This is a genomic window from Sphingobium sp. TKS (assembly GCF_001563265.1).
GTDB lineage: Bacteria > Pseudomonadota > Alphaproteobacteria > Sphingomonadales > Sphingomonadaceae > Sphingobium.
Genome location: NZ_CP005083.1, coordinates 3105566 through 3129929, shown reverse-complemented (window position 1 = coordinate 3129929; position 24364 = coordinate 3105566). Strand labels below are relative to the sequence as shown.

23 protein-coding genes are annotated in these 24364 nt (G+C 63.8%); 3 read left to right on the top strand and 20 right to left on the bottom strand.

Annotation, left to right across the window (positions count from 1 at the left end; all coding sequences use genetic code 11):
- Positions 1–37 precede the first annotated feature (37 nt).
- On the top strand, positions 38–1489 hold the full coding sequence (locus tag K426_RS15515; protein WP_066558880.1) for an MATE family efflux transporter: 1452 nt from the start codon (positions 38–40) through the stop codon (positions 1487–1489).
- 4 nt (positions 1490–1493) lie between these two features.
- Here K426_RS15515 and K426_RS15510 read toward each other — a convergent pair whose 3' ends face one another.
- Complete coding sequence (locus K426_RS15510) at positions 1494–3152, bottom strand: ATP-binding protein (RefSeq protein ID WP_066558879.1); 1659 nt, start codon at positions 3150–3152, stop codon at positions 1494–1496.
- Positions 3153–3337: 185 nt separating this feature from the next.
- On the opposite strand from K426_RS15510, the gene K426_RS15505 reads away from it, so the two are divergent.
- Complete coding sequence (locus K426_RS15505; protein ID WP_066561866.1) at positions 3338–4420, top strand: acyltransferase family protein; 1083 nt, start codon at positions 3338–3340, stop codon at positions 4418–4420.
- Here K426_RS15505 and K426_RS15500 read toward each other — a convergent pair.
- The 11 genes from K426_RS15500 to K426_RS15450 all read right to left on the bottom strand — a co-directional run bounded on the left by K426_RS15500 (position 4388) and on the right by K426_RS15450 (position 14983).
- Positions 4388–5404, bottom strand: coding sequence for an LLM class flavin-dependent oxidoreductase (locus K426_RS15500; RefSeq protein WP_066561864.1), 1017 nt, complete (start codon positions 5402–5404; stop codon positions 4388–4390). The two genes, K426_RS15505 and K426_RS15500, sit on opposite strands and share 33 nt — an antisense overlap.
- A 53-nt stretch (positions 5405–5457) precedes the next feature.
- Positions 5458–5898, bottom strand: a complete 441-nt coding sequence (locus K426_RS15495) for an Hpt domain-containing protein (protein ID WP_066558875.1) — start codon at positions 5896–5898, stop codon at positions 5458–5460.
- Between the two features lie 57 nt (positions 5899–5955).
- On the bottom strand, positions 5956–6192 hold the full coding sequence (locus K426_RS15490) for a sulfurtransferase TusA family protein (RefSeq protein WP_066558873.1): 237 nt from the start codon (positions 6190–6192) through the stop codon (positions 5956–5958).
- On the bottom strand, positions 6179–7549 hold the full coding sequence (gene der, locus K426_RS15485) for a ribosome biogenesis GTPase Der (RefSeq protein WP_066558871.1): 1371 nt from the start codon (positions 7547–7549) through the stop codon (positions 6179–6181). The genes K426_RS15490 and der overlap by 14 nt, the downstream gene beginning before the upstream one ends.
- 117 nt (positions 7550–7666) lie before the next feature.
- Positions 7667–9028: an outer membrane protein assembly factor BamB family protein gene (locus K426_RS15480; RefSeq protein WP_066558864.1), complete on the bottom strand. Its 1362-nt coding sequence runs from the start codon at positions 9026–9028 to the stop codon at positions 7667–7669.
- Positions 9025–9723, bottom strand: a complete 699-nt coding sequence (locus K426_RS15475; protein WP_066558863.1) for a tetratricopeptide repeat protein — start codon at positions 9721–9723, stop codon at positions 9025–9027. The genes K426_RS15480 and K426_RS15475 overlap by 4 nt, the downstream gene beginning before the upstream one ends.
- A gap of 74 nt (positions 9724–9797) precedes the next feature.
- A complete protein-coding gene (gene panB, locus K426_RS15470; RefSeq protein ID WP_066558862.1) occupies positions 9798–10670 on the bottom strand; it encodes a 3-methyl-2-oxobutanoate hydroxymethyltransferase in 873 nt (290 codons plus the stop codon).
- A gap of 161 nt (positions 10671–10831) precedes the next feature.
- The gene (locus tag K426_RS15465; RefSeq protein ID WP_066558860.1) at positions 10832–13306 is read right to left on the bottom strand and encodes a TonB-dependent receptor; all 2475 of its coding nucleotides are present in this window, start codon (positions 13304–13306) and stop codon (positions 10832–10834) included.
- 165 nt (positions 13307–13471) lie between these two features.
- Positions 13472–13663, bottom strand: coding sequence for a YezD family protein (locus K426_RS15460; protein WP_025549910.1), 192 nt, complete (start codon positions 13661–13663; stop codon positions 13472–13474).
- Positions 13664–13760: 97 nt separating this feature from the next.
- Positions 13761–14429, bottom strand: coding sequence for an RBBP9/YdeN family alpha/beta hydrolase (locus tag K426_RS15455; RefSeq protein WP_066558859.1), 669 nt, complete (start codon positions 14427–14429; stop codon positions 13761–13763).
- Between the two features lie 173 nt (positions 14430–14602).
- Entirely contained in the window at positions 14603–14983 is a 381-nt protein-coding gene (locus K426_RS15450; protein WP_066558857.1) for a PRC-barrel domain-containing protein, read from the bottom strand.
- An 87-nt stretch (positions 14984–15070) separates the two neighbouring features.
- Here K426_RS15450 and K426_RS15445 point away from each other — a divergent pair, with 87 nt between their 5' ends.
- Complete coding sequence (locus tag K426_RS15445) at positions 15071–15502, top strand: OsmC family protein (protein WP_066558855.1); 432 nt, start codon at positions 15071–15073, stop codon at positions 15500–15502.
- On the opposite strand, the gene K426_RS15440 is transcribed toward K426_RS15445, so the two are convergent.
- The 8 genes from K426_RS15440 to K426_RS15405 all read right to left on the bottom strand — a co-directional run bounded on the left by K426_RS15440 (position 15494) and on the right by K426_RS15405 (position 24362).
- Entirely contained in the window at positions 15494–16399 is a 906-nt protein-coding gene (locus K426_RS15440; RefSeq protein ID WP_066558854.1) for a DMT family transporter, read from the bottom strand. The two genes, K426_RS15445 and K426_RS15440, sit on opposite strands and share 9 nt — an antisense overlap.
- A 50-nt stretch (positions 16400–16449) precedes the next feature.
- Positions 16450–17256: a class I SAM-dependent methyltransferase gene (locus K426_RS15435; RefSeq protein ID WP_066558851.1), complete on the bottom strand. Its 807-nt coding sequence runs from the start codon at positions 17254–17256 to the stop codon at positions 16450–16452.
- A 125-nt stretch (positions 17257–17381) separates the two neighbouring features.
- Positions 17382–18908 carry a CpaF family protein gene (locus tag K426_RS15430; RefSeq protein ID WP_066558849.1) on the bottom strand — a complete coding sequence of 509 codons (1527 nt, stop codon included), beginning with the start codon at positions 18906–18908 and terminating at the stop codon, positions 17382–17384.
- A 72-nt stretch (positions 18909–18980) separates the two neighbouring features.
- Positions 18981–19544, bottom strand: a complete 564-nt coding sequence (locus K426_RS15425; RefSeq protein WP_066558847.1) for a hypothetical protein — start codon at positions 19542–19544, stop codon at positions 18981–18983.
- A complete protein-coding gene (locus K426_RS15420) occupies positions 19541–21511 on the bottom strand; it encodes a hypothetical protein (protein WP_066558845.1) in 1971 nt (656 codons plus the stop codon). The genes K426_RS15425 and K426_RS15420 overlap by 4 nt, the downstream gene beginning before the upstream one ends.
- Before the next feature lie 124 nt (positions 21512–21635).
- Positions 21636–21890, bottom strand: a complete 255-nt coding sequence (locus K426_RS15415) for an ATP synthase F1 subunit epsilon (RefSeq protein WP_013846041.1) — start codon at positions 21888–21890, stop codon at positions 21636–21638.
- Between the two features lie 117 nt (positions 21891–22007).
- Entirely contained in the window at positions 22008–23453 is a 1446-nt protein-coding gene (gene atpD / locus K426_RS15410; protein ID WP_066558844.1) for a F0F1 ATP synthase subunit beta, read from the bottom strand.
- Positions 23454–23477: 24 nt separating this feature from the next.
- The gene (locus K426_RS15405; protein ID WP_066558838.1) at positions 23478–24362 is read right to left on the bottom strand and encodes a F0F1 ATP synthase subunit gamma; all 885 of its coding nucleotides are present in this window, start codon (positions 24360–24362) and stop codon (positions 23478–23480) included.
- Between the last annotated feature and the right edge of the window lie 2 nt (positions 24363–24364).

Genomic DNA, 24364 nt, shown 5'->3' with positions numbered 1-24364 from the left:
AGCAGGTGCCGCGCTGCATCCGCAAGGGGGAACGGTCATGGCTATAGGGGAACATCGGGCCAGGGATCTGACGCAAGGGCCGATCGCATCGACCCTGCTGCTGTTCGCCGTCCCGACGCTGGCGTCCAACATCCTTCAATCGCTGAACGGCTCGATCAACGCCGTCTGGGTCGGCCGTTTCCTGGGGGCGCAGGCGCTGGCGGCCACCGCCAATGCGAACATCACCATGTTCCTGATGTTCTCCGTCGTTTTCGGCTTCGGCATGGCGTCGACCGTGATGATCGCGCAGGCGGCGGGGCGGGGCGATCTCGACGCGGCGCGCCGCGCTTTCGGTTCGGCCGTCGGCTTCTGTACCCTGTTGGGTCTCATCGTCGCGACCGCCGGCTGGATCGGCGCACCCGCTTTGCTGCGGCTGCTGGCGACGCCGGTGGAGGCGTTCGACCTGGCGCTCATCTATTTGCGGGTGATCTTCATCGCCATGCCGGCTTCCCTGCTCAGCGTCATGATGATGATGGGCCTGCGCGGGACGGGCGATGCGCGCACGCCGCTGATCTTCATGTTCGTGAGCGTGGGCGTCGATCTGGTGCTCAACCCGGTGCTGATCCTGGGCCTGGGGCCGATACCGGCGATGGGCATCGGCGGGTCGGCCGCGGCGACGGCGACGGCGGGTGTCATCAGCCTGATCGGCCTCATCCTCTATACCTATGCCAAGGATCTGCCGCTGCGTCTGCGCGGGCGGGAACTGGCCTATCTGCGCCCGGCGCCGGAGCAGATGCGGGTCTTGTTCGGCAAGGGGTTGCCCATGGGACTGCAGATGATCGTCATGTCCGCTTCCGGGCTGGTGATGATCGGCCTCGTCAATCGGGAGGGTTTCCTCGTCACCGCTGCCTATGGCGCGGCCCAGCAGATCTGGACCTACCTCCAGATGCCGGCGATGGCGATGGGCGCGGCGGTCAGCGCCATGGCGGCGCAGAATATCGGCGCCGGGCGATGGGACCGGATCAGCCGGATCACCGGCTATGGCATGGGCTATCTGTTGCTGATCACCGGCACGATGGTGGCCGTGATCCTGCTGTTCCACGCGCCGCTGCTGTCGCTGTTCCTGGGGCGGAACGAAGCCGCCATCGCCGCTGCATGGCATATGCAGCTTTTGGCGAGCTGGAGCTTCGTGCTGTTCGGCTGCACGATGATCCTGTTCGGCGTGATGCGGGCCAATGGCGTGGTGGTAAGACCGCTGCTGATCCTGATCTTCACCCTCTTCGCGGTGCGGCTAGGCTTCTATCATCTGGGTTATCCGCATATCGGGGCGGACGCGCTGTGGCTCAGCTTCCCGGCGGGTTCGGCAGCGGCCTTCCTGCTGGCCGGGCTGGTCTATTGGCAGGGGGGCTGGCGCAAGGCGAAGCTGCTCGTCCCCGTGAACGAGGAAGAGTGCCGCGAAAGCATTAATGCGGAGAGCGAGCCTGCCGGCCGGATCGTCCCGGCAGGGTAAAGTCTTACCGCCCCTGACTGCGCCAGCGGGTGATGGTGCGGTCGAGAATCTCCGCCTCGCCGCCTGACTGACGCCACAGCTCCGTGAAGCTCGGGTCGCCCGAGGCCGGACGCCGTTCTTCTTCCAGATTGTCGAGCGCGACGCGGATCGGTACGGCGACGCCTTCGCCGCAGATGATCGCCTCGCGGTTGCGCAGCGCGGGGATGGAATCGAGGAAGCCGCGCGCGCCTTCGGGCATGGCGGCCTTCACGAAGGCCTGGTCGCGGTCGTTGTTGAGGCGCATCGAGATGATCGTGCCGCATTGCGACAGCACGCCTTCGGCCAGGTCCGACGGACGCTGGGTGATGAGGCCCAGCGATACGCCATATTTACGGCCTTCCTTGGCGATCCGCTCCAGGATGCGGCGCACGGCCTGACCCGATCCGGTGGTGGAGGAGGGGATGTAGCGATGCGCTTCCTCGCAGACCAGCAGGATCGGCCGTTGCGGCTCGTCACGCGCCCACAGGGCATAGTCGAACACCAGCCGGGACAGCACCGACACGACGACCGACGTGATGTCGGACGGCATGGAAGACACGTCGATGATGGAGATCGGCTTGCCGCCCGAGGGCAGGCGGAAGATCTTGGCGATGAATTCCTGCATCGAATCCGCGACCAGCATGCCGGAGAACATGAAGCTGTAGCGCGGATCGCTCTTGATCTCGTCGATCTTGGTCTTCAACCGCATATAGGGCAGCGATCCGGTGCCCTTGTCCAGCTTCCCCATCTCGTTCTGAAGGATGTTGGTGAGGTCGGAGAGCAGATAGGGAACCGGCGAATCGACCGTCAGCCGCCCGATGCTCTCCGCCAGCCGGTTCTTCGACCGTGCGGCGAGCAGGCATTTGGCGAGGATGTCGCAATCAACGGTCCGCTCGGAACCCTCGGAGGTGACGAACACCTCGCAATGCTCCTCGAAATTCATCAGCCAATAGGGGAGGGCGAGGTTGTTGACGTCATAGACCGCGCCATTGGTCTGGAAAGCCGCGCCATATTCGCCATGGGGGTCGATCATCACGATATGGCCCTGCGGCGACAGGTCGCAGATGCGGTGGAGGATGAGCGCGGCGCTGGTCGACTTGCCGGTGCCGGTCGACCCCAGCAGCGCGAAATGCTTGCCCAGCATGGAGTCGACATAGAGCGCGGCGCGGGTGTCGGCGGTGGGATAGACGGTGCCGATCTGCACATGAGGGCGGTCGTCGGCGGAATAGATCTGCTGCATGTCCTGGCTGGACACCGGATAAACCTCCGTCCCCGGCGTTGGATAGCGGGTCACGCCGCGGCGGAAGCGGTAGATGCGGCCCGTCAGCTTTTCCTCATCGCCTTCGCCCAGAAAGTCGATGTCGACGACGATGCTGTTGCTGTCCTGGCGGTCCATCGCCATGCGGCGCACGCTGGCGATCAGCCAGACATGGCCGACGCGCATCTTCACCTGGGAGCCGACTTGCCCCGCCATGGCAAGGGAAGGATCGGGATTATGCGACAGCGCGGCGATCCGCGTGGCGTCGATGATCAACTGCGAACTGGACCCCGCAATCTGGAAAACCATGCCCATGGCGTCGACCGAAGCCTGAAAGACATGCGGCTGCGCGCCTGCGAAATGGTCGGCACCGTGCATCTGGGTCATGAACCTTTTTCCCCTCGACCGGACGGGATTCCGGCACGTCGGATCGATTTAACCGGCGACTGGTAAAGAATCTGCTTATTCCGGCCCCATAAACAGGAAGCGGCCGGACGCCTGCGCCGCGATGTCAGAGGAAATGCGTGTCAGGCCTGGTCGTTGAAACATTTGCCGAAAATCGGGAAAATCGCTTGACCGCCGTGCTGACGACCGATGCGGCGCGGCGTTCCGATGCGATCTCCATCGCTCGCGTTATCTGCATTTTGGGAGTGGTGTACGTCCACGCCTGGACGGGTCTGAGCGGCCATGATCTGGAAAGCCTGCGGGGAACGCCGCAGGACAGCCTGCGTTGGGGATTGATGGAGATTTTCGGGCGCAGCGCGGTGCCGTTGCTGGGCCTGATTTCCGGTTGGCTGGTCGCGGGATCGGCGCGCACGCAGGATTGGGTGCGCCATGTCGGGCGCAAGGTGCGGACGATCCTGCTGCCGATGATCCTGTGGAATGCGCTGGCGATCCTGTTCGTGTCCGGCGCGGCCTGGGTGCTGGGCCTGTCCGCGCCCGTGCCGTCGTCCACCGACTGGATGTTCCAGGAACTGTTCATCGTCAGCCGCAATCCCGACATCAATGTCCAGATGCCGTTCCTGCGCGACCTGTTCCTGTGCATGATCGCCGCGCCGCTGTTCGTGCGCCTGCCCGGCTGGGCGCTGGGCGCGGTCGCGGCGATGGCGGCGTTGTGCCAGATCATGGGCTGGGGACCGCCGGTACTGATGCGGGCGACGATCCTGTTCTTCTTCATCATGGGCATCATTGCCCGGCGCGAGGGGCTGGCCGATCGGGTGGCGGCGCTGCCCTGGACGGTCGCGGCGCCCCCTTTCGCGCTGCTGATGACAGCGCAGCTCCATGTTTCCCTGCATGTGGGCGCTTTGCCGCCGGGCATCGGCATGGCGGTGCTGGACATGGCGGTGCGGATCGCGGCGGCGCTGTTCTTCTGGCGGCTGGCCTGGTCCTTGGCGGCCAGCGCGGCGCGCGGGATGCTGCTGCGGATCGAGCCCTTCGCCTTCTTCCTCTTCTGCTCGCACCTCATCCTGATCTGGCTGGGCGGACCGGTGCTGGGGACGCTGTTCGGCAAGCTCGGCTCGCCTTTCTATCCCGCCTATCTTCTGGTGCAGCCCCTGCTGGTGTTGGTCGCCGTGGTGCTGCTGGGATCGCTGCTCAGCCGCGCCGCGCCGGGACTGGCAAAGCTATTGAGCGGCGGCCGCCTCATGGCCGCCTGACACGGCTCGCCCTGCGGCGATGGCGATTTCGATGCTGCGCTTGCGGGCCTCCAGATCGTGGATATGGCCGCCGATGATGATCTCATCGACCTGGGTGCGGCGGATGAAAGTGGCCAGATCCCGCTCGACATCGGCCTGGGTGCCGATACTCGAAGCGCTCAGTACGTCGGCCAGCATGGCCTGCGCCTGGGGCGGCAGGCTTTCATAATAGCCGGGAACAGGGGGTTGCAGCTTGCCCGGTTGGCCAGTGCGCAGCCGGACGAAGGCCTGCTGCATGGAGGTCGCGATCAGTTGCGCTTCCTCCACGGTGTCGGCGGCGAAGACATTATAGCCCGCCATCACATAGGGATATTTGAGTTGCGCCGATGGCCGGAAATCGCGGCGGTAGATGGCGATCGCCTCGTCCAGAGCGCCCGGCGCGAAATGGGAGGCGAAGGCATAGGGCAGGCCGAGCGCGGCGGCCAGTTGCGCCCCATAGAGGCTGGAGCCGAGAATCCAGAGCGGCACATCCTCGCCAGCGCCGGGCGTCGCCTGGAAGCCCAGGCGCGCATCGCCCGCGAAATAGGCTTGCAACTCCATCACGTCGCGGGGGAATTCATCCGGGCCGCCGCTCAGCGTCCGCCGCATCGCCTGTGCCACGCGCTGGTCCGAACCGGGCGCCCGGCCCAATCCCAGATCGACGCGGCCGGGAAACAGGGCGGCGAGCGTGCCGAATTGCTCCGCGATCAGCAGCGGCGCATGATTGGGCAGCATGATGCCGCCCGCGCCGATGCGGATGTGGCGGGTAGCCTGTCCGATATGCGCCAGCACCACGGCGGTTGCGGCCGACGCGATCCCCGGCATGCCATGATGTTCGGCCACCCAATAGCGGTGGAAGCCGAGGCTTTCGGCATGGGCGGCAAAGGCGGCGGCGCGGCGGAGCGCTTCGCCGGGGCTGCTGCCTTCATTGACGGGGACGAGGTCCAGAACGGAAAAACGAGTCATGGCCCGCATATGGGGGGATGACCCGTTTTATTTCAATACTTATGTGACGCGGTTCAGACGGCGCGGCCGAATCCCTGCGCGGGACCGTCGACGCGGCGGCCGAAGCCCTGGGGCCGACGGGCGACCAGCGGATTGGCGTCGCGGTCTAGCAGGGCCATCGTCTCGGTAAAGCAGGGGCGCAGCGCGACCACATCCTCGATCAGCTCGTCCGGGCCTTCCCGGCTTTCGACGCAGCGGCGGGCGACCATCTCGATCTTTTCGGCCATGGCGCTCAGACGATAGGCGCCGAACTGCGCCGACTCGCCCTTCAGCGTATGGGCCGGGGTGACGAGCGCGGCGGCGTTGCGCGCGCGAAAGGCTTCCTCAATCGCGCCGATCGCCTTGCCGCCATCTTCCCGGAAATAGCCGAGAATCCGCAGGAAGGCGGTACCCAGCTCCGATCGGGATTTGGCAAAATCGGTCCAGTTGACCAGTTCGGCCTCTTGATATGACACGCTGCGACACTCCCTGTTCTGCCGCAGCGAGTATAGAAGAGGGGCGTAAATATGGGGTTAAGCTGTGATGGCCATGGGCTGGGGCGACCGGCCAATCGTGAAGAGGTGCGGCCCTTTGGCCGTGAAGGTCCAGCCTTGCTGCCGGGCCAGCGCCTCCAGCTCCGTCGGCGCGATGGGATCGTCAGCCTCGATCGTCACCGCATCGCCCGAGCGCATCGCCCGCGCCACACGCAGCGCGGGCCAGGGACATTTCATGCCCCTGGCGTCGATATGTGCCGCATCACTTGTTGGCATAGGGGTTTTTGGCGCTGCGTAGCGTCAGGCGTACCGGCACCGCGCCGAAGCCCAGTTCCTTGCGGATGCCGTTCACCAGATAGCGGCGATAGCTTTCCGGCAGCTCGTCCAGCCGCGTGCCGAACAGCACGAAGGTCGGCGGGCGGGTCTTGTTCTGGGTGATGTAGCGCAGCTTGATCCGCTTACCGCCGGGCGCGGGTGGCGGATTAGCCTCCAGCGCGCGTTCGAACCAGCGGTTGAGGATGCCGGTAGACACGCGCTGCGACCAGGCGGTGCGGGTTTCGAAGGCGACGCGGATGAGGTCGTCCAGCCCTTTGCCGGTTGCCCCCGACACGGTCATGATCGGCACGCCGCGTATCTGCGCGAGGCCGTCGGACAGCGCCTGCTTGATGCCCTGGTAAAGCGCCGAGCCGTGCTCCACCGTATCCCATTTGTTGAGCGCCACGACCAAGGCGCGGCCTTCCTCCACCACCTTGTCCGCGATGCGCAGATCCTGCGCCTCCAGCCCGCGGGTGGAATCGAGCAACAGCACCACGACCTCCGCGAAATTGACCGCGTTGAGGCCATCGGACACGGCCAGCTTTTCCAGCTTGTCCTGCACCTTGGCGCGCTTGCGCATGCCAGCCGTGTCGATCAGGCGGACGGGGCGTTCATTGCCGTCGGGGCTGGTCCATTGCCAGTCGACGGCAATGCTGTCGCGGGTGATGCCGGCCTCCGGGCCGGTCAGCAGGCGGTTTTCACCGAGAAGCCGGTTGATGAGCGTCGACTTGCCCGCATTGGGGCGGCCGACAATGGCCAGCTTCAACGGCGCGGATTCGAGGTCGGCCTCGTTCAGCTCGCCTTCTTCCTCTTCCTCCTCCTCACGGTCGATATAGGGGAGGAGAGCCTGGAACAGATCGGCCAGCCCCTGGCCATGTTCGGCGGAGAAGGGGATGGGGTCGCCCAGGCCCAGGCTGAACGCTTCCATCACGCCATCATCGCCCGCCCGGCCCTCGGCCTTGTTGGCCATCAGCACGACCGGGGCGTCGCCCTCGCGCAGCCAGCGGGCGATTTCCTCATCCAGTGGTGTTATCCCGGCTCGGGCGTCCACGACGAACAGTGCGACGTCGGCATTTTCCACTGCCGCTTGCGTTTGCATGCGCATGCGGCCGGGCAGGGTCTGCGGATCCTCATCCTCATAACCGGCGGTGTCGATGATGGTGAATTCGACGCCGAGAAGATTCGCCTGCCCCTCCCGCCGGTCGCGGGTCACGCCGGGCTGGTCGTCGACCAGCGCCAGCTTCTTGCCGACGAGCCGGTTGAACAGGGTGGACTTGCCGACATTGGGGCGTCCTACGATGGCAACGGTGGGCAGCATAAAAGGCCCGTATCCTTCAAAATATTGGTGCTCCTGCGAAGGCAGGAGTCCAGTCCAAACAGCGGAACTGGACTCCTGCCTTCGCAGGAGCACGGTTACTTAACATCATTGAGGGCGTTAACGAAACGCCGTCAGCTTGCCGTTGTCGGCAAGGATATAAAGCGTGTTGTTCGCCACGACCGGCGAGAGCGACATCGACCGGTCGAGATCGATTTCCGCCTGGATCTTGCCCGTCGTCGGATCGACATAGTTGAGGTCGCCATGGGTCGAAACCAGGATCAGGCGACCGCCCGCCAGCACCGGCCCGGTCCAGCGGATCGCCTTGTCCTTCTTCTTTTCCTTCTCCCAGCGGCGCAACTGGCTGATCCAGCGGATCTTGCCGGTCGCGCGGGCGACGCAGAGCAGCTTGGCGTCGCTGGTCACCGCAAACACCCATTCGCCCACGACCGAGGGGGTGGAAATGCCCGCAATGTTGATTTCCCAGAGGCGCTGGCCGCTCACCAGTTCATAGCTGGCCATGCGGCCGCCCTGACCGATGGCGAAGACGCGACCACGATCGATCACCGGATCGGCGTCGATATCGGTGAGCGATGCCACCGCCGTCGAGATGCTGGTGCGCGACAGGGCGTCGCCCCACAGCGTCCGGCCATTTTCATAGCGATAGGCGGTCAGCTCGCCCGAGCTGTAGCCTGCTATCACCGTGCCCTGCGCGGCGGCCGGAGCGGCCACGCCGAAAATGCCCGTGACTTGCAGCGTGCCGCTGTCGGTCCACTGCACTTCGCCGTCCGTCTGGTTGAGCGCGAAGATCTGGTTATCCTGGCCCATCACATAGACATGGCCGTTGGCGAGCGTCGGCGCGCCACGCAGCGGGCCGCCAGGGCGCTTCTTCCACAGGACTGCGCCCGTATTGGCGTCTATGGCGGCGACGTCACCCACGCCGGTGCTGGCATAGAGCTTGCCGTCGATCACGCTGACGCCGCCGCCGAACAGGGCGCGGCCGCTGCCTTCGGCGGGCAGGGCGGTCTGCCACAGCTTCGCGCCGCTGTTGGCGTCGAACGCGATCACCCGCGCATCGGCGTCGATGACATAGAGCTTGCCGCCGACCACCACCGGGGCGGAGGCGAGGCGCGCCTGAGGCGTGCTGCCCGAGATGGAGGCGGTCCATGCCTGCGAGGGCGAAGCGCCCAGCGCGAGATTGCCCATGGTCTTGGCGGGGCTGCCGCCCGGCTGCGACCATTGGTCATTGGCATAGGGTTCGGGCAGGGCCACCGGCACGTCGGCCAGGGTCGGATCGACCTCCACACCCTGTTCATTGCTGAGGATCGAGGTGCGCTTGCCGATTACCGGGGTCTTGGGGCCGCCCTTCTTGCCGCCGATCACGCCGCAGCCCGCGAGCAGGGCGATCATCGCGGCCACAGTCACGGCGCGGCTGGCGCCCGAAAATTTCGTCATGCTGTGCTTTCCCATGCGCCCAATCATTCCTGTCCCGCCACGATCGGCGTTTCGACTGCATCCACACCCAATAAGCCCGCCATCTGTCGCGCGCGTGAACGGATCGACTGCGGCACGTTCCTGTCCTTCGCCATGGCGGCGAACAGTGGCCCGGCCAGGTCGGGCTTGCGCAACTTCATATAGGCGATGGCGACCAGTTCCCCGGCGCTGCCGAACCAGGGCGCGCCCTCGACGGCGAGGGGCTTCAGGCGATCGATCACCTGCTGCGGAGCCAGGCTTTCATATTCCAGCGTGGTCTGGCGGATCAGCGCCAGGTCGCGATAGGGCTGGTCGAGCGAGCTGTCGCTGGCCATCGCCTGATAGGCGGCGATCGCGGCCTTGCTGTCGCCCTTGCGCGCGGCGGTGCCGGCCTTCACCAGCAGGGCAGAAGCGCGGAAGCCGGGCTGGCTCGCCTGTGTCAGCGTTTCGAGCTGCTTCACATCGGGCGTGCCCCCGCCGACCGCCGTGGCGATCACCTTGTCCATCTCTTCCGAAACGGCCTGCGATTGTGTCTTCGTATAATGCTGCCAATAAAGCCATCCGCCGAACGCGGCGAGCCCCAGGATCACCAGCACGACGATCCAGCGGCCGAAGCGCTGCCAGAAGGTCAGCAACTGGTCCTGCCGGACGGCCTCATCGACCTCACGCATGAAGGCTTCGCTGTTTTGCGGCGTCAGGGCCACTTGGGTCTCCAGAAATTCGTCAGATAAGGCACGCGGAAGGCGCGATCATTAGCGGCGCACTGCGCTCACGCAAATCACTTTTTGGGCCGATAGACCTGATCTTCGGTCGGAAAGTGCCGGTTTCGGACATCTTCGGCATAACGGGAGGCGGCGTTGCCGATCGTTTCCGCGATATTTTCATAACGCTTCACGAAGCGGGGCACGCGCTCGAACATGCCCAGCATGTCCTCCGCCACCAGCACCTGCCCGTCGCAATGGGCCGATGCGCCGATGCCGATCACCGGCACGTCGACGCTGTCGGTGACGGCGATGGCGATGTCCTCCATCACGCCCTCGATCACCATGGCGAAGGCGCCCGCCTGCGCGACGGCGCGGGCGTCGGAGATGATCTTGGCATGCTCCTCCTGGCTCTTGCCGCGCGCGCCATAGCCGCCCAGCGCGTTCACCGCCTGCGGGGTGAGGCCGATATGCGCCATCACCGGAATGCCGCGCTGGCTGAGGAAGGAGATGGTTTCTGCCATCGCCACGCCGCCCTCCAGCTTGACGCCCGCGCAGCCGGTTTCGGCCATGATGCGGCTGGCGCTGGCAAAGGCCTGTTGCGGGGAGGCTTCATAGCTGCCGAAGGGCATGTCGACGAGCACGACGCTATGATAGCTGCCGCGCACCACGGCGGCCCCATGGGCGATCATCATGTCGAGCGTGACAGGAAGGGTGGAGGGCAGGCCGTACACCACCTGGCCCAGAGAATCCCCGACCAGCAGCATGTCGCAATGCGGGTCGAGCAATTGCGCCATCCGCGCCGTATAGGCGGTCAGCATCACCAGCGGCTGCTGCGTCTTGCCCTCGAACTTGCGGCGCTGGATGGCGGGCACCGTCAGGCGCTTCATCGGCGCGGGCGTGGGATTGGCGCGGCTGGTCGACGTATCGAGCGTGAAGGTCGTGGACATGGGACGCCCTCTACCCCAGCCTGATCGCTGGCGCAAATCGGGCAGAAGTCCAATCCGATCATGGCGGCATCGAAAAATGCGGGGAGCGACAGGGCTGTGTCGCTCCCCGCAGGGGTGAACCTCGTTGGATGCCGGCCTCGATCATGAGGCCGTGGGCGCTATCAGAACGAGAATTTGATCGTTCCGCCCCAGGTCTGCGGGTCGCCGGGCTGACCGGCGATCAGGCCGGTGTTGCCGGGCGCAACCTGGAGATTTTCGATATAGTTCACGTCGAAGGCGTTGCGGACCCAACCGAAGATGTCGAACCCTTCGCCACGGAAACCGGCCCGGACGTTGGTCAGCGCATAGCCCTTCACCTGCGTGTAGATTGACGGCGAGGCGTTCGAATTCCAGTGCGAACGATAATTGCCGTCGACGCCCAGATAGATCTGGCCTTCCTTCGCCAGCAGCGTGACCGGAATGTTGTATTCGGCACCGTAGGAGAAGGCCCATTTTGACACGCCGGGCAGACCCTGGCCCGAGATGTCGCATGCCCGCGGGCTGAGCGATGCTCCGGGATGAGTGGGCGTGTTGCCGGCCTGGCCGGGTGCGTCCGGCGTCTGGGTGCCAGTCACGAACGTGCCGCCGGACAGTTCGGGCGGGCAGGGCGCGTTGGTGAACTTCTTGTACTTGGCGTCGGTATAGGCGCCATTGGCATAGGCGGTGAAGCGATCGCTGGCGACGATCTTGAGGTCTGCCTCGATACCCTGCGACCGGACCTTTTCCGCATTGGCGAGGTAGCCGCGCACCGTGCCGAACTGTCCGCCGTTCACCGTCGCCTGGAAATTCTTGATCTCCGTGCGGAAGGCGGTGAGGTTGAAGGTCGCCCGGCGATCCCAGAACTGCGTCTTGAGGCCGATTTCATAATGGTTGACCGATTCCGGCTTCACCGTGCCGGCGGCGTAGTTCACCGTATTGTCGGAATTGAGCGGCAAGCCGTTCTGGTTGATGCCCAGCGTCTTGAAGCTCTTGGCGTAGGTCGCATAGGCAAGGATGTCCTGCGCGATCTTGTAATTGACGTTGAAGTCGTAGGTGAAGTTCCAGGCGCTGTCGGACGGCGAGCTGACCTGCGGCTGATAGACGCCGCACTGCGCTGCGAGGACCGTGCCGGCGGTCGGGGCTGGAGTGCAGGAAATGACCTGGCCTGTGCCATTGGTCACGACGCGCTGATAGAAGCCCGACTTCTTGTCATAATTGAGGCGAGCACCCGGCTGGATAGTCAGCGCGTTGGTCACTTTCCAGCTCAACTGGCCGAACAGTGCCGCGCTCGTGCTCTTGAGCCATTGCGTATTGCTGGCGGTCAGACCCTGAAGGATGCTGGGCGTGGTGGCCTGCGTGCCGGTCAGGCTCCAGCGGCTGGCGTCGGCACCCTGTTGCTCGGTGCCCTGGGTGTCGATCCGCTGCTTGAAGCCGAACAGGCCGAGGACGAAGTCGACCTTCTGGCTTTCGTAATTATAGCGGAACTCCTGGCTATACTGGTCCTGCTGCGAGGGGTTCTGCGATTTCGACACGACCGACAGGCCGGTGAAGTCGCGGTCGTTTTCGGGCTTCCAGTCCCAGAAACGCCATGCAGTGACGGAGGTCAGCGTGCCGGGGCCGACATCCCACTTTATCTTCGCCGACACGCCGCCGATCTTGTTGCCTGCATTCAGGTTGCTGTCGAGATCGGTCAGCCGGTCGTAGGGATTGCGGCTGGGGGTCGCATAGTTGCGGCCGGGATTGGCAGCGTTGATCGCTGCGACGAGCGCGTCATATTGGCGCGTGATCGGGCGTTGGGTCGTGCCGACGCGCACGAACACCGTGCCGCAGCATTCCGGATCCTGCTTGCTATAGTCGCCCGACAGGGTGATGCTGAAATCATCGGTGGGCTTGAACAGCAACTGGCCGCGAATGCCCAGATTGTCCTGTTCGTTGATCCAGCGTTTGCTCGTCACATTGTACAGCGTGCCACGGCGGCTGGTCGAGGCGATCGCGATGCGGGCGGCGATCGTGTCCGACAGCGGGCCGGAAATGGCGGCCTTCGCCTGCTTGTAGTTGAGGTTGCCGACGGTCAGCTCGGCGCGGCCCTCGAAATCGAAGGTCGGCTGGTTGGTCGTGATGTTGATCGCGCCTGCCGTGGTGTTCTTGCCGTAGAGCGAACCTTGTGGACCGCGCAGCACTTCGACCTGGGCGACATCGAGGAAGTCGAAGGTCGCGGCGGCGACGCGCGAATTGTAGACGTCGTCGACATAGATGCCGACGCCCTGCTCAAAGCCGTCGCTGGTCAGACCGAACGGCACGCCAAGGCCACGGATGTTGACCGAGGTGTTGCGCGGGTTGGTGGTGTAGACCTGCAGCGTCGGCGCCAGTTGCTGAAGCTTCACGACGTTGAAGTTGCCGGTCGCCTCGATGCTGTCGCCGCGGATCACGGAGATCGCCAGCGGCACTTCCTGCGCGGTTTCCTGCCGGCGGCGGGCGGTGACGATGATCACTTCCCCGCGGGCAGTGGCTTGCTCGGCGCTGTCCGCAACGGGTTGAGGCGCGTCCTGCGCAGATGCACTGGACGCAATGATGGATGCGCTCGCCACCCCGGCGAGCCACAGAAAACGCGCAATCATGTATATTCCCCTTCCGGATGTCCGGTGAATGTTGATCGCGGCCTCTGCGGTGATCCGCTCAAAGCCGTTGGTCTGGGAATGGAAAATGTGGCCCACCCCTTGCCACTTGTTATTCGGCCCTTATGCGGGCCTTATTCGACAACCCTGCGTGCCCCCGCGCTTCTTTCAGGCGGTCAGGCGTGTCTTTTCCGTAACGTCGATCTGCACCACGCGCGCATCGTGAACGGTCAACGTGACCGACCCGAAACGAAGCGCTTCGAGCACGCTGCGCACCTTCTCGATGCTGACGGCGATGTCGTGGCGCTGCCCATCGCTGCGGCCGTTGCGGGCAAATTCAATCGATCGGTTTTCACTCATAAACACCTCTTAGCCGCTCTTTATCTCAACTGGATTGATAGACAAAAAAGCAAATATAAGGGGCGCTCAAGTTTCTCTTGTCGCGCCCCGGAAAAATCTAGCCGTTGACCCGCAGCGCCGCCAATCGCCGCTCCTGATGCGCCAGTGGTATGGCGGGCCTTAATTGCCGCATCGCAGAGGCCTGCTCATGCGCATTGTCGATCAGTTTTTCGAGCAAGGCTTGACCGAAGCGCCACTCGCCCAGGCCCGCTTCGGCGTTGATATGGCCGCAAAAGCCCGCGTCGACGAAGCTGCTGCCCCAATTCTTGCCGACGCTATGGGCGCGTTCGAAGAAGATATAGGGGTCGTTGCGGCTCGCCACGACGATCGACGGGAAGGGCAGTTGCGCGCGGGGTGTGGGGCCGAAGCCGCCGATCGTCTCGGGCGTTTCCATCCGGTCGCAGTCGGGCGGCGCCACCAGCAGCGCGCCGGTCACCGGCCAGCCATAGGCCTGGCTCTGCAAGGCGCCCCACCAGGCCACCGCGAGGCAACCCAGGCTGTGCGCGGCCAGGATGATCGGTCCGTCCGCTGCCCGGATCGCCGCGTCCAGCCGCGTGACCCAGCTATTGCGGCTGGGGCTGGCCCAGCTTCCCAGATCGACGCGTTCGCAATCCCCGCGCGTTTTTTCCCACAGCGTCTGCCAATGATCGGGTCCGCTATTGTTGAGACCCGGTATGGTCAGCACGACCGGCTGGCGCGCGTCACCTGAATGTCCGAATCGCTCCATGGTCAGATCCTCGTCCTATTGTCGAGGGAGAGATAATTCTATTTATCCAGTAGACAATGGCCAAGCGACAAAATGTGTCGGAATCTGGGCAGCCCGATTCATCTGGCGTTCATGTAGCCGGAAGGGTCGCTCAATACCTCCTTTGCGCGCCCATCTACAGCGTTTGAGACCCGTTACCAGGGGTAGATCAGCCCATAATATTGGAAGACGCTGCGGCCATAGGCGTCGTCATAATCGGGCCGTTCGTCGGGCAGATGCCGGGGCGCGTCGTCCAGGGTTTCCTTGGCCAGATCGACGACATAGCCGCCCTTGTCGGTATCGTAGCTCAGCATCGACCAGGGCAGCGGATAATGATCGTTGCCCATGCCCAGAAAGCCGCCGAAGGACAGCACGGCATAGCGCACCTGTCCGCTTCGCTTGTCGACCATGAAATTGGAGATATGGCCCAGTTTCTCGCCCTGGCGATTATAGACGGTGGTGCCTTCGACCCGGTCAGACGCGATCAGGTCGTGATGATTTTCCGCGGCCAATTCGGCCCCAACTAAGTCAGACATTGTCACTCTCCTGCGAAAGAATCGCGCTATGGTGATGAAACCAAGGGGCGGCGGCGGGGTTCCCCATCCGCAGACAGGAGGACGGTCATGAAGATCAATCGCAGCGGATCGGCAGTGTGGAGCGGCGGCCTGAAGGACGGCAAGGGCGCGATTTCGACCCAGAGCGGCGCGCTGGACGCGCATCCCTATGGCTTTGCGATGCGCTTCGAAGGGGTGCCGGGCAGCAATCCGGAAGAGCTGATCGCCGCCGCCCATGCCTCCTGCTTCACCATGGCGCTGTCGCTGATTCTGGGCGAAGCGGGGCTGACGGCGGAGAAGATGGAGACGAACGCCGTCGTGACGCTGGAGCAGCAGGAGGGCGGTTTCGCCATCACCGCCAGCAGGCTGAGCCTGAAAGCGACAATCCCGGGCGCGGACGATGCGCAGTTTCAGGAACTGGCGGCCAAGGCGAAGGCCAATTGCCCGGTTTCGAAGCTGCTGAATGCGGAGATCAGCCTGGATGCGGAACTGCTAGGCTGATCGGAATCGCCTGGCGCGGACATGTTCGCGCCAGGCGATGTACAGGCCGCTCGCGATGATCAGGACCGCGCCGATCCAGGTCGTCGCCATCGGCCAATTGCCCCAGATCGCCCAGCCAAGCAGCGTCGTCCAGACGATCGAGCTATAGTCCATCGGCAGCACCACCGACACGGGCGCCCAGCGCAAGGCGGCGGTCATGCAGATTTGCGCGATCCCTCCCGTCACGCCGATCAGCAGCAGCAGCCCCCAGGTCGCGGCGTCATGAGCCTGTCCATAAAACAGCATGGCCGCGCCCAATGGCGGCAGGGACAGCAGGGTGAACCAGAAGACGATCACCCCGGCATTTTCCGTCCGCCCCAGTTCGCGCAGGACCAGGCTGACGCTGGCGGTGATGAACGCGGCGGAGAGAGCCACGGCGACCCCGATTGCGGGGAAATGCCCCGCATCCGGTCGGACCATGACGATCACGCCCAGAAATCCGACCAGAACGGCGCTCCAGCGGTGCACGCCGGTCGCTTCGCGCAGGATCAGGGCAGACAATATGGTGCCGAAGATCGGCATGGTGAAACCGATGGTGACGGCTTCCGCCGGCAGCAGCAGAATATAGGATAGGAAATTCAGCACCATGCCGGTCAAGCCGATGACCATGCGCGTGGCATGAACGCCGATGCGGCGGGTGCGGATCGACCCGGCGCCGGTGGTCGCCGCGATCCAGGCGAAGACCACGGGCAGCGCCAGCGCCTGGCGGTAGAACAGCGATTCGACGACATGCACGCCGCGCGCGTCGGCCAGCCTGACCGTCACGAACATGATCGACAGGCAGATCACCGCAACCAGCCGCAGCGCGATGGCGGTAAGCGGGCGATGGGGACGGCTGGAAAGGGACGAGGGCGGCACGCGACCGCCTTAGCCCGGCTGCGCGATGAAGCAACAGCTTAGGTGCCGCGTTACTTCACCGGCTTGCGAAACCGCAGCGTCATCCGGTCGCTTTCCCCGATGGCGATATATTTCGCCTTGTCGACCTCCCCATTGCGCAGTGTCGGGGGGAGCGTCCACACGCCTTTCTCCCAATCGGCGGTGTCCATGGGATTGGCATTGATCTCCGACGACCCGGCATATTCGAACCCGGCCGCTTCCGCGAGGCGGCGGATGGTCGAAACCTTAAGGTAACCGCTGGTCTTTTCCTGCGCCGTATCGCGTCCTTCGGGCAGGCGATGATCGACGATACCCAGCGTCCCGCCCGGCTTGAGCAGATCGTAGAAAGCCTTGAACGTCGCCGTCTCGGTGCCGCCCATCACCATATTATGGACATTGCGGAAGGTGAGGAGCGTGTCGACGCTGCCTGCCGGGATCAGGCTGGTCTGGTCGGGAAAGGGAACCAGCTTCACCTTGCCGTAAATCTCCGGCTTTGCGGCCAGAAATGCCTTGTAGCCGTCCAGGTAGCGGCCTGTCGGCTGGAGCGCGTAGAAGATACCCTTGTCGCGGAGCAAGGGCGCCAGGATTTCCGTGTACCAGCCGCCGCTGGGGGCATATTCGACCACGGTCTGGTCTGGTTTCACCCCGAAAAAGGCGAGCGTTTCGGCTGGGTGGCGGTATTTGTCGCGCGCGATATTGGCAGGCGTGCGGCTGGGGGCTGCAATTGCGGCTGCGATCGGATCGGCCGCCTGATGGTGCCCCGAATGCTGGGCGGCCAGGGGAAGCAGGGGCAGGGAGAGGCCGGTCAGCAACAGGGCGGTGCGGGCGAGACGGTTCATCGGCAATCCTCTCTTCACGGGGAGAGGGGATGATGTGCCGGCGATGCGGGGCTGGCGCAAGCGGGCCGGCGAGAAATGTCCCGCCGGCAACAGATTGTCACAGATCGGCTTTTACGGGCCGGTCGTTACAGGCAGGCTTCCAGGAAAGGCTGGTCGAAACCGAACATCCGCGCCTTGTCGAGCGTGTAAGGACGCAGGCCCATGGAGCGATATTCTCCGATGATCTTCCCGCTGTCATCCTCGTCATGATATTCGAACTTGAACAGTTCCTGGGTGACGATGACGTCGCCTTCCATGCCGATGACTTCAGTGACGTTGGTGACGCGGCGCGAACCGTCGCGCAGGCGCTTCACCTGCACGATCAGGTCGACCGAGTCGGCAATCTGCTTGGAAATCGCCTCCTTGGGGATCTTGATGTCGCCCATCAGGATCATATTCTCCATACGGCCCAGGCATTCTCGCGGGGAGTTGGAGTGGAGCGTGCACATGGAGCCGTCATGGCCCGTGTTCATCGCCGCGAGCAGATCGAAACATTCCGCGCCACGAATTTCGCCCAGGATGATGCGGTCGGGACGCATACGCAGCGCGTTCTTGACGAGGTCGCCGATGGTGATCGCGCCTTGACCTTCCAGGTTGGGAGGGCGGGTTTCCAGCGGCAGCCAGTGCGGCTGTTGCAGCCGAAGTTCCGCCGCATCCTCGATGGTCAGCACGCGCTCGCCCGGATCGATCATCTTGGAGAGCGCATTGAGCATGGTGGTCTTGCCCGAGCCGGTGCCGCCCGAAATCACGATGTTGAAGCGGCAGGCGCCCGCGATCTTGAGCGCGGTGGCCATTTTCTGGCTCATCGCGCCCCACTGGGCGAGCATGTCGATGGTGATCGGCTTGGCCGAGAATTTACGGATCGAGATGGCGGTGCCGCGCAGCGACAGCGGCGGCACGATCACGTTCACGCGGGAACCGTCGGGCAGGCGGGCGTCGGCCAGCGGCGTGGTCTGGTCGACGCGGCGGCCGACCTTGTTCACGATGCGCTGGGCGATCTGGAACAGATGCTCCTCGTCGCGGAACTTGATCGGCGCGATCTGGAGCTTGCCCTTCTTTTCGATATAGGTCTGGTCGGGGCCGTTGACCATGATATCGGTGACGTCCGGATCGGACAGCAATTCTTCGAGCGGGCCGAGGCCCAGAAGCTCGTCGACCAGCACCTTTTCCAGCGCGAACTGCTCGCGCCGGTTCAGGGTCAGTTTGAGTTCGGCCAGCACTTCCATGATGATCGGCCGGAATTCCTCGGCCAACTCATCCTTGGTCAGCGTCGCGGCGGCTTCAGGATCGACGCGCTCCAGCAGGCGGGGCAGCACCTGCTCCTTGATCTTGTGGACTGATGCTTCAAAGCCCTGCGGCCCGGTATCGACGGCATGTTCGGCATTGGCGCGATCCGACAGGCGCTGCATCGCATCGGCATTGCGCAGCATCTGGCCGGTCGGCGCGGAAAGGGGATCGAGCGGGGCGTCCGTGGGCAGCGCCGTCATGTCCAGCGGCGGGAATTGCTCGCCGCCCTTGATCTCCTCCTTGGGCGCGCCTCCCTGCATTGGCCGAGCGATGCCGAAACCCGGCTTGATGCCGGCGGGTCCATTTTTTCGTCCAAACGCGCTCATAATTCTCCGCCGAAATAATCTGGATCAGCTCTGATTGTTAAAGGTGAATAGAGTGGAAACTTTGATAAATGGCTAATGGCGTGGCGTCGGCGAAGGCGCGGTAACGAAACGCGGGTCGGCGCCGAACCAGCCCCCGATCATCCGCCCACCGGCCAGCAGGCGCCGCCCCTGCGGGGTGATATGGATGCGTCCCTGGTCGATGCGGATATTGCCGGACAGGGTCTGTTCCGCCACGCGCCGGTCGATCTGGCGCATATCGCCCAGATATTCCCGCACATAGAGCTGCTCCAGCCTGGCGGTGTCCAACGCCCCGTCATGGCGCTCGATCCGGGCGAGCAGGAACATGGTGATCGACCGGTCGAAGGTCACGGGGAAGGTGATGAGGAAGCAGATGTTGAAAGACAGCGAGAGGGCAATCGCGCCGACCAGCGTCGGATGGTCCAATCGCAGCCGGTGACGTAGCAGCAGGCCAGCGATCAGCATCAGCAGGGCGGCAAGGCCCGCGATGATGATCCCCCGATAGAAGAGGATGCCGACATCGCTTAGCAACGGGCTGCGGATCAGGCCGATATAAAGGAGGAAGCCGATCGCCATCGTCAGCGCATAGGCGAGGACGAGCGTGATGAGGGTTTTCATGGACGATCAGCCTTTGGCACGGGGGCGATGCAGATGAACTGCGAGCGATATACGCAGGGGAAGGCTGCGGGCGGTCCGCCATGGCGGCGCCAGATCGGATCGCGCTGAGCGAACAGCAGATAGTCGATATGCGCGGTGCGGACGCGGCGGAGGGTGTCCTGTGCGGGGAGAGGGCGGGTAAAGATCGGAGACAGCGAGGCCATGCGATCTGCGGTCGCTTTTACCCCGGCGCCGAAAAGATAGGCCTGCTCATCAGCGACGGCAGGCCAATGGCGACCGTAAAGACCGAAATCCACGGCTCTTAACGTAATGGAGGGATTGTGCTGCAACACGGCGTCGGGCGGCAGATGGCGATCTGCCCATTCATAGGCCTGTCGTTGCGCATAGCTGGTGGACGGGGAGTTATTGAGTCCGATCGGCCGTACTGCAAACAGGGGCAGTCGAATGAGGCGCATGCCAAACAGATCCCAGGCTGTTCCGGCTGAACCCAATGCCAGAAGTGCAAGCGCCATCGGGTGGAGTTTGCGGATGGACGGGACGCTCTGAGCCAGTCTCAGGGTCCAGATCAGCACCGCCATTACGGGGAAAAGAACGGCGCGCCAGCCCAGATCATTGTTGATGATGACGGATTTGAAGAAGCTGCCGATAAATAGCGTGGTGATCGTGCTCCACAACAGAAGTTGGCGAACGGCCAGACCCCGGCTGTCCGGCCGCCGGTGCCTGCGCCAGTAGAGATAGGCGCCCAGACCGCAAAGGCCGAATTCCAGCCCATAGTTAAGGGGGAGAAGGATCAAGCACCAAAGCTGCGTCGTCGGCGTATCGGCCGCGAAGAGAACAGTGAAGGGCCGGACGCTGAAGGCGATAGGAAAGGCCTCTGGCGCGCGGCCGTGAATGATGTCGTGCAATTGCGGGAACGACAGCAGGAGAGCGATCGCCCCCGCTATGAATAGCGTGAAGTCCCGTCGCGACAATCGCAGGATTGTCCACCCCATGAGCAGCGGCGCAATGGCCAGGGCGATCCATACCGACTCGCCAAACATGGTCGCGAACGCGGCTCCCGCTGCCGAACCGAGCAATAGCCGGTTACGTGGCGTGGCCCGTGTTACCAGCAACATCCCTGTCCATGCGGCGGCCATCGCGGATACATGATGCGGTACCCAAAGAACGGACGTCCCCAACATGCGGATTTCTGTGTTCCAGCTATCGAGTTCCGGTTCGATGCGATGGACCACAAGATAGCGCAAAAGCATGAACAACAGGTCGGCGCCCGCGACGAAACACAGGATGGCGGCCAGCAACAACAGGCGTGGGCCGCGACCGGGACGGATGAAGGCGGCATCGGCGGCAACGCGCCAAAGGAGCGCCACCACGCCGAAACCCGTCCAGTAGATCGTACCGCTGAAAGCCATGCGGGCGCTGATCGCTTCTCCGCCGATCCATTTGATCGCGGCGGGCCATGCATAGAAATAATGATAATAGCCCGCGATGCCATCACGCGCGAAAAAGGGATCGGCAAACGGGATGCCGTGGTGGACGATCTGCTCCACCACAGCGGCATGCTTGACCATGTCGACTGCGATCAGGCTTTGATAAAGCTTACCCTCCATGTCGACATCGACGAGGCTCCAGGCGCAGATCAACCACCAGATGACGGCAAGCAAAAGAAAGGGAATAAGGGATGTGATCCGGTCCCGGCCCTTAAGCAAGGGCGTCCCCCAAAGGGCGAGCATGCCGTTCAACAGGAGCATGCCCGGAATGCCCGCGACGCGGATCAGCAGCGTGTCGAAGACGGGCAGGATCGCGAGGCCCAGCAGCATGGCCCAGCCGATCCGTTGCCAATAGGTTTCGATCGCAAGTCCCGCTCGGGATAGCAGACGGACAAGGCCCAGACCCGGCAAATACAAGACCAGCGGCGCCAGCAATGTGGCGAGAGCAAGGCCTGCAAGGTCTTGGAACATATAGGACATGGATACTCCCCAATTGAGCATCCGATTACCGGCGCAAAGTTAAGGAGCTGCTAACCAAAAAGGCCGCGCTCCGATACGGGAGGCGGCCTTTTGCTTGTGACGGGAGCGGGCGGTCTGTGGCTTGTCAGCCGGCATGTTCCGCAAGGACGGTCAGGCCCTTTTCATTCACTTCGGCAAAGCCGCCGCGGACCGGGATGACTTCAGGCGCGGAACCCGCGCTGGCGAAGATCTGGATTGCACCGTCGCGGACGGTCGACATGAAGGGCGCGTGGCCCTCCAGCACGCCGAAGTCGCCATCGGTGCCGGGGACGACCACCTGATAGACCTCTTCCGAGCGGACGAGCTTTTCCGGGGTCACGAGTTCGAAATGCAGTGCCATTTTTCTCTATCTCCCCCCTCCCTGTAGGGAGGGGTCGGGGGAGGGGATGTTCGCGGAGGGCGCGCCGTTACAGGCCCTCCCCTAACCCCTCCCTAAAGGGAGGGGAATGTAGAAGTCTTACGCCGCTTCCGCAGCCAGCTTCTTCGCCTTTTCGATGGCTTCGTCGATGCCGCCGACCATGTAGAAGGCGTTTTCGGGCAGATGATCATATTCGCCTTCGACCACGGCCTTGAACGACTTCACCGTGTCTTCGATCTGGACGAACTTGCCCGAAATGCCGGTGAAGACCTCCGCGACGTGGAAGGGCTGCGACAGGAACTTCTGGATCTTGCGGGCGCGGGCGACGGTCAGCTTGTCCTCTTCCGACAGCTCGTCCATGCCCAGAATGGCGATGATGTCCTGAAGCGACTTGTACTTCTGCAGGATCGCCTGAACCGCACGGGCGGTTTCGTAGTGCTCCTGACCGACGACGCGGGGTTCCAGAACGCGGCTGGTCGAGTCCAGCGGATCGACCGCGGGATAGATGCCCAGTTCCGAAATGGCGCGGTTGAGAACGGTGGTGGCGTCCAAGTGCGCGAATGAGGTCGCGGGCGCCGGGTCGGTCAAGTCGTCTGCGGGGACGTAGACGGCCTGCACCGAGGTGATCGAACCCTTGTTGGTCGAGGTGATGCGCTCCTGAAGGGCGCCCATGTCGGTGGCGAGGGTCGGCTGATAGCCCACGGCCGAAGGAATACGGCCGAGCAGAGCCGACACTTCCGCGCCCGCCTGGGTGAAGCGGAAGATGTTGTCGACGAAGAACAGCACGTCCTGGCCTTCCTGATCGCGGAAATATTCCGCGATGGTCAGGCCCGACAGGGCGACGCGCGCGCGGGCGCCCGGCGGCTCGTTCATCTGGCCGTAAACCAGGGCCACCTTGGAACCTTCGCTGATCGCGTTGCCGTCGGCGTCCTTGGCGATAACGCCGGCGTCGAGGAACTCGTGATAAAGGTCGTTGCCCTCGCGGGTCCGTTCACCGACGCCCGCGAACACGGAGGTGCCGCCATGGCCCTTCGCGATGTTGTTGATCAGTTCCTGGATGAGCACGGTCTTGCCGACGCCCGCGCCGCCGAACAGGCCGATCTTGCCGCCCTTTGCATAGGGGGCGAGAAGGTCGATGACCTTGATGCCGGTGACGAGGATGCTGGCGTCGGTCGACTGGTCGACGAACTCGGGAGCCTTGGCGTGGATCGGGGCGGAGAGGGTGGTTTCCACCGGGCCGCGCTCGTCGATCGGCTCACCAACGACGTTCAGGATGCGGCCGAGCGTGGCCGGGCCGACGGGAACGCGAATCTGCGCGCCGGTGTCGGTCACTTCCTGACCGCGGGTCAGGCCGTCGGTCGAGTCCATCGCGATGGTGCGGACGGTGTTCTCACCCAGATGCTGTGCGACTTCCAGCACCAGCCGCTGGCCGTTGTTGCTGGTTTCCAGCGCCGAGAGAATGAACGGCACCGCATCGGGGAAGGTCACGTCGACGACAGCGCCGATGACCTGCGAGATGCGGCCTACATTGTTGGTGGTTGCCATGACTGCTTCCTTGCGTGCGTGATCTTAGAGGGCTTCGGCGCCCGAGATGATTTCGACGAGTTCGGTGGTGATCGCGGCCTGACGGCTGCGGTTATACTGAATGGTCAGTTTATTGATGAGGTCGCCGGCATTGCGGGTCGCATTGTCCATGGCGGTCATCGAAGCGCCCTGTTCGGACGCATTGTTTTCCAGCAGCGCCTTGAAGATCTGCACCGTGATGTTGCGCGGCAGCAGGTCGTCGAGGATCGCTTCCTCGCTCGGTTCATATTCCACCGTCGCGGCGATGGCATTGCGGTCGGCATCCTCGGGGATCTTGACCGGGATGATCTGCTGCTCGGTCGGGATCTGCGCGAGGGCCGACTTGAAGCGCGAGAAGAAGAGATACGCGACGTCGAACTTGCCGTTCAGATACATCTGCGTCAGCTCGTGCGCGATTTCTTCGGCCTGCGAATAGCCGGGTTCCTTCGCGCCGGTGGTGTCGAACTGGGCGACGATCATGCCGGGAAAGGTGCGGTTGATGACCGGACGGCCCTTGCGGCCGATGAGGTAGAAGCGGACGGTCTTGCCCGCGTCGATCAACTCCTGCGCCTTGGCGCGCGCGGCCTTGACGATGTTGGCGTTGAACGCACCGGCGAGGCCACGGTCGGAGTTGGCGACCACCAGCAGATGGACCTCATCCTTGCCGGTGCCGGCCAGCAGCGGGGAGGCGCCTTCGCCCGAACCGCCCGCGATCTTCGAAGCCAGCGAGGCGACGACCGCTTCGAGGCGGCTGGAATAGGGGCGCGCGGCTTCGGCAGCGGCCTGCGCCTTGCGCAGCTTCGCGGCAGCGACCATCTGCTTGGCCTTGGTGATCTTCTGGGTCGACTTCACCGACCCGATCCGCAGCTTCAGTTCCTTGAGGCTAGCCATAG

Coding starts and splice junctions, on each gene's coding strand:
- K426_RS15515 (WP_066558880.1), top strand. CDS start 38: ATGGCTATAGGGGAACATCGGGCCAGGGATCTGACGCAAGGGCCGATC.
- K426_RS15510 (WP_066558879.1), bottom strand. CDS start 3,152: ATGACCCAGATGCACGGTGCCGACCATTTCGCAGGCGCGCAGCCGCAT.
- K426_RS15500 (WP_066561864.1), bottom strand. CDS start 5,404: ATGACTCGTTTTTCCGTTCTGGACCTCGTCCCCGTCAATGAAGGCAGC.
- K426_RS15490 (WP_066558873.1), bottom strand. CDS start 6,192: ATGCCAACAAGTGATGCGGCACATATCGACGCCAGGGGCATGAAATGT.
- der (WP_066558871.1), bottom strand. CDS start 7,549: ATGCTGCCCACCGTTGCCATCGTAGGACGCCCCAATGTCGGCAAGTCC.
- K426_RS15480 (WP_066558864.1), bottom strand. CDS start 9,028: ATGATTGGGCGCATGGGAAAGCACAGCATGACGAAATTTTCGGGCGCC.
- panB (WP_066558862.1), bottom strand. CDS start 10,670: ATGTCCACGACCTTCACGCTCGATACGTCGACCAGCCGCGCCAATCCC.
- K426_RS15465 (WP_066558860.1), bottom strand. CDS start 13,306: ATGATTGCGCGTTTTCTGTGGCTCGCCGGGGTGGCGAGCGCATCCATC.
- K426_RS15460 (WP_025549910.1), bottom strand. CDS start 13,663: ATGAGTGAAAACCGATCGATTGAATTTGCCCGCAACGGCCGCAGCGAT.
- K426_RS15455 (WP_066558859.1), bottom strand. CDS start 14,429: ATGGAGCGATTCGGACATTCAGGTGACGCGCGCCAGCCGGTCGTGCTG.
- K426_RS15450 (WP_066558857.1), bottom strand. CDS start 14,983: ATGTCTGACTTAGTTGGGGCCGAATTGGCCGCGGAAAATCATCACGAC.
- K426_RS15445 (WP_066558855.1), top strand. CDS start 15,071: ATGAAGATCAATCGCAGCGGATCGGCAGTGTGGAGCGGCGGCCTGAAG.
- K426_RS15435 (WP_066558851.1), bottom strand. CDS start 17,256: ATGAACCGTCTCGCCCGCACCGCCCTGTTGCTGACCGGCCTCTCCCTG.
- K426_RS15430 (WP_066558849.1), bottom strand. CDS start 18,908: ATGAGCGCGTTTGGACGAAAAAATGGACCCGCCGGCATCAAGCCGGGT.
- K426_RS15425 (WP_066558847.1), bottom strand. CDS start 19,544: ATGAAAACCCTCATCACGCTCGTCCTCGCCTATGCGCTGACGATGGCG.
- K426_RS15420 (WP_066558845.1), bottom strand. CDS start 21,511: ATGTCCTATATGTTCCAAGACCTTGCAGGCCTTGCTCTCGCCACATTG.
- K426_RS15415 (WP_013846041.1), bottom strand. CDS start 21,890: ATGGCACTGCATTTCGAACTCGTGACCCCGGAAAAGCTCGTCCGCTCG.
- atpD (WP_066558844.1), bottom strand. CDS start 23,453: ATGGCAACCACCAACAATGTAGGCCGCATCTCGCAGGTCATCGGCGCT.
- K426_RS15405 (WP_066558838.1), bottom strand. CDS start 24,362: ATGGCTAGCCTCAAGGAACTGAAGCTGCGGATCGGGTCGGTGAAGTCG.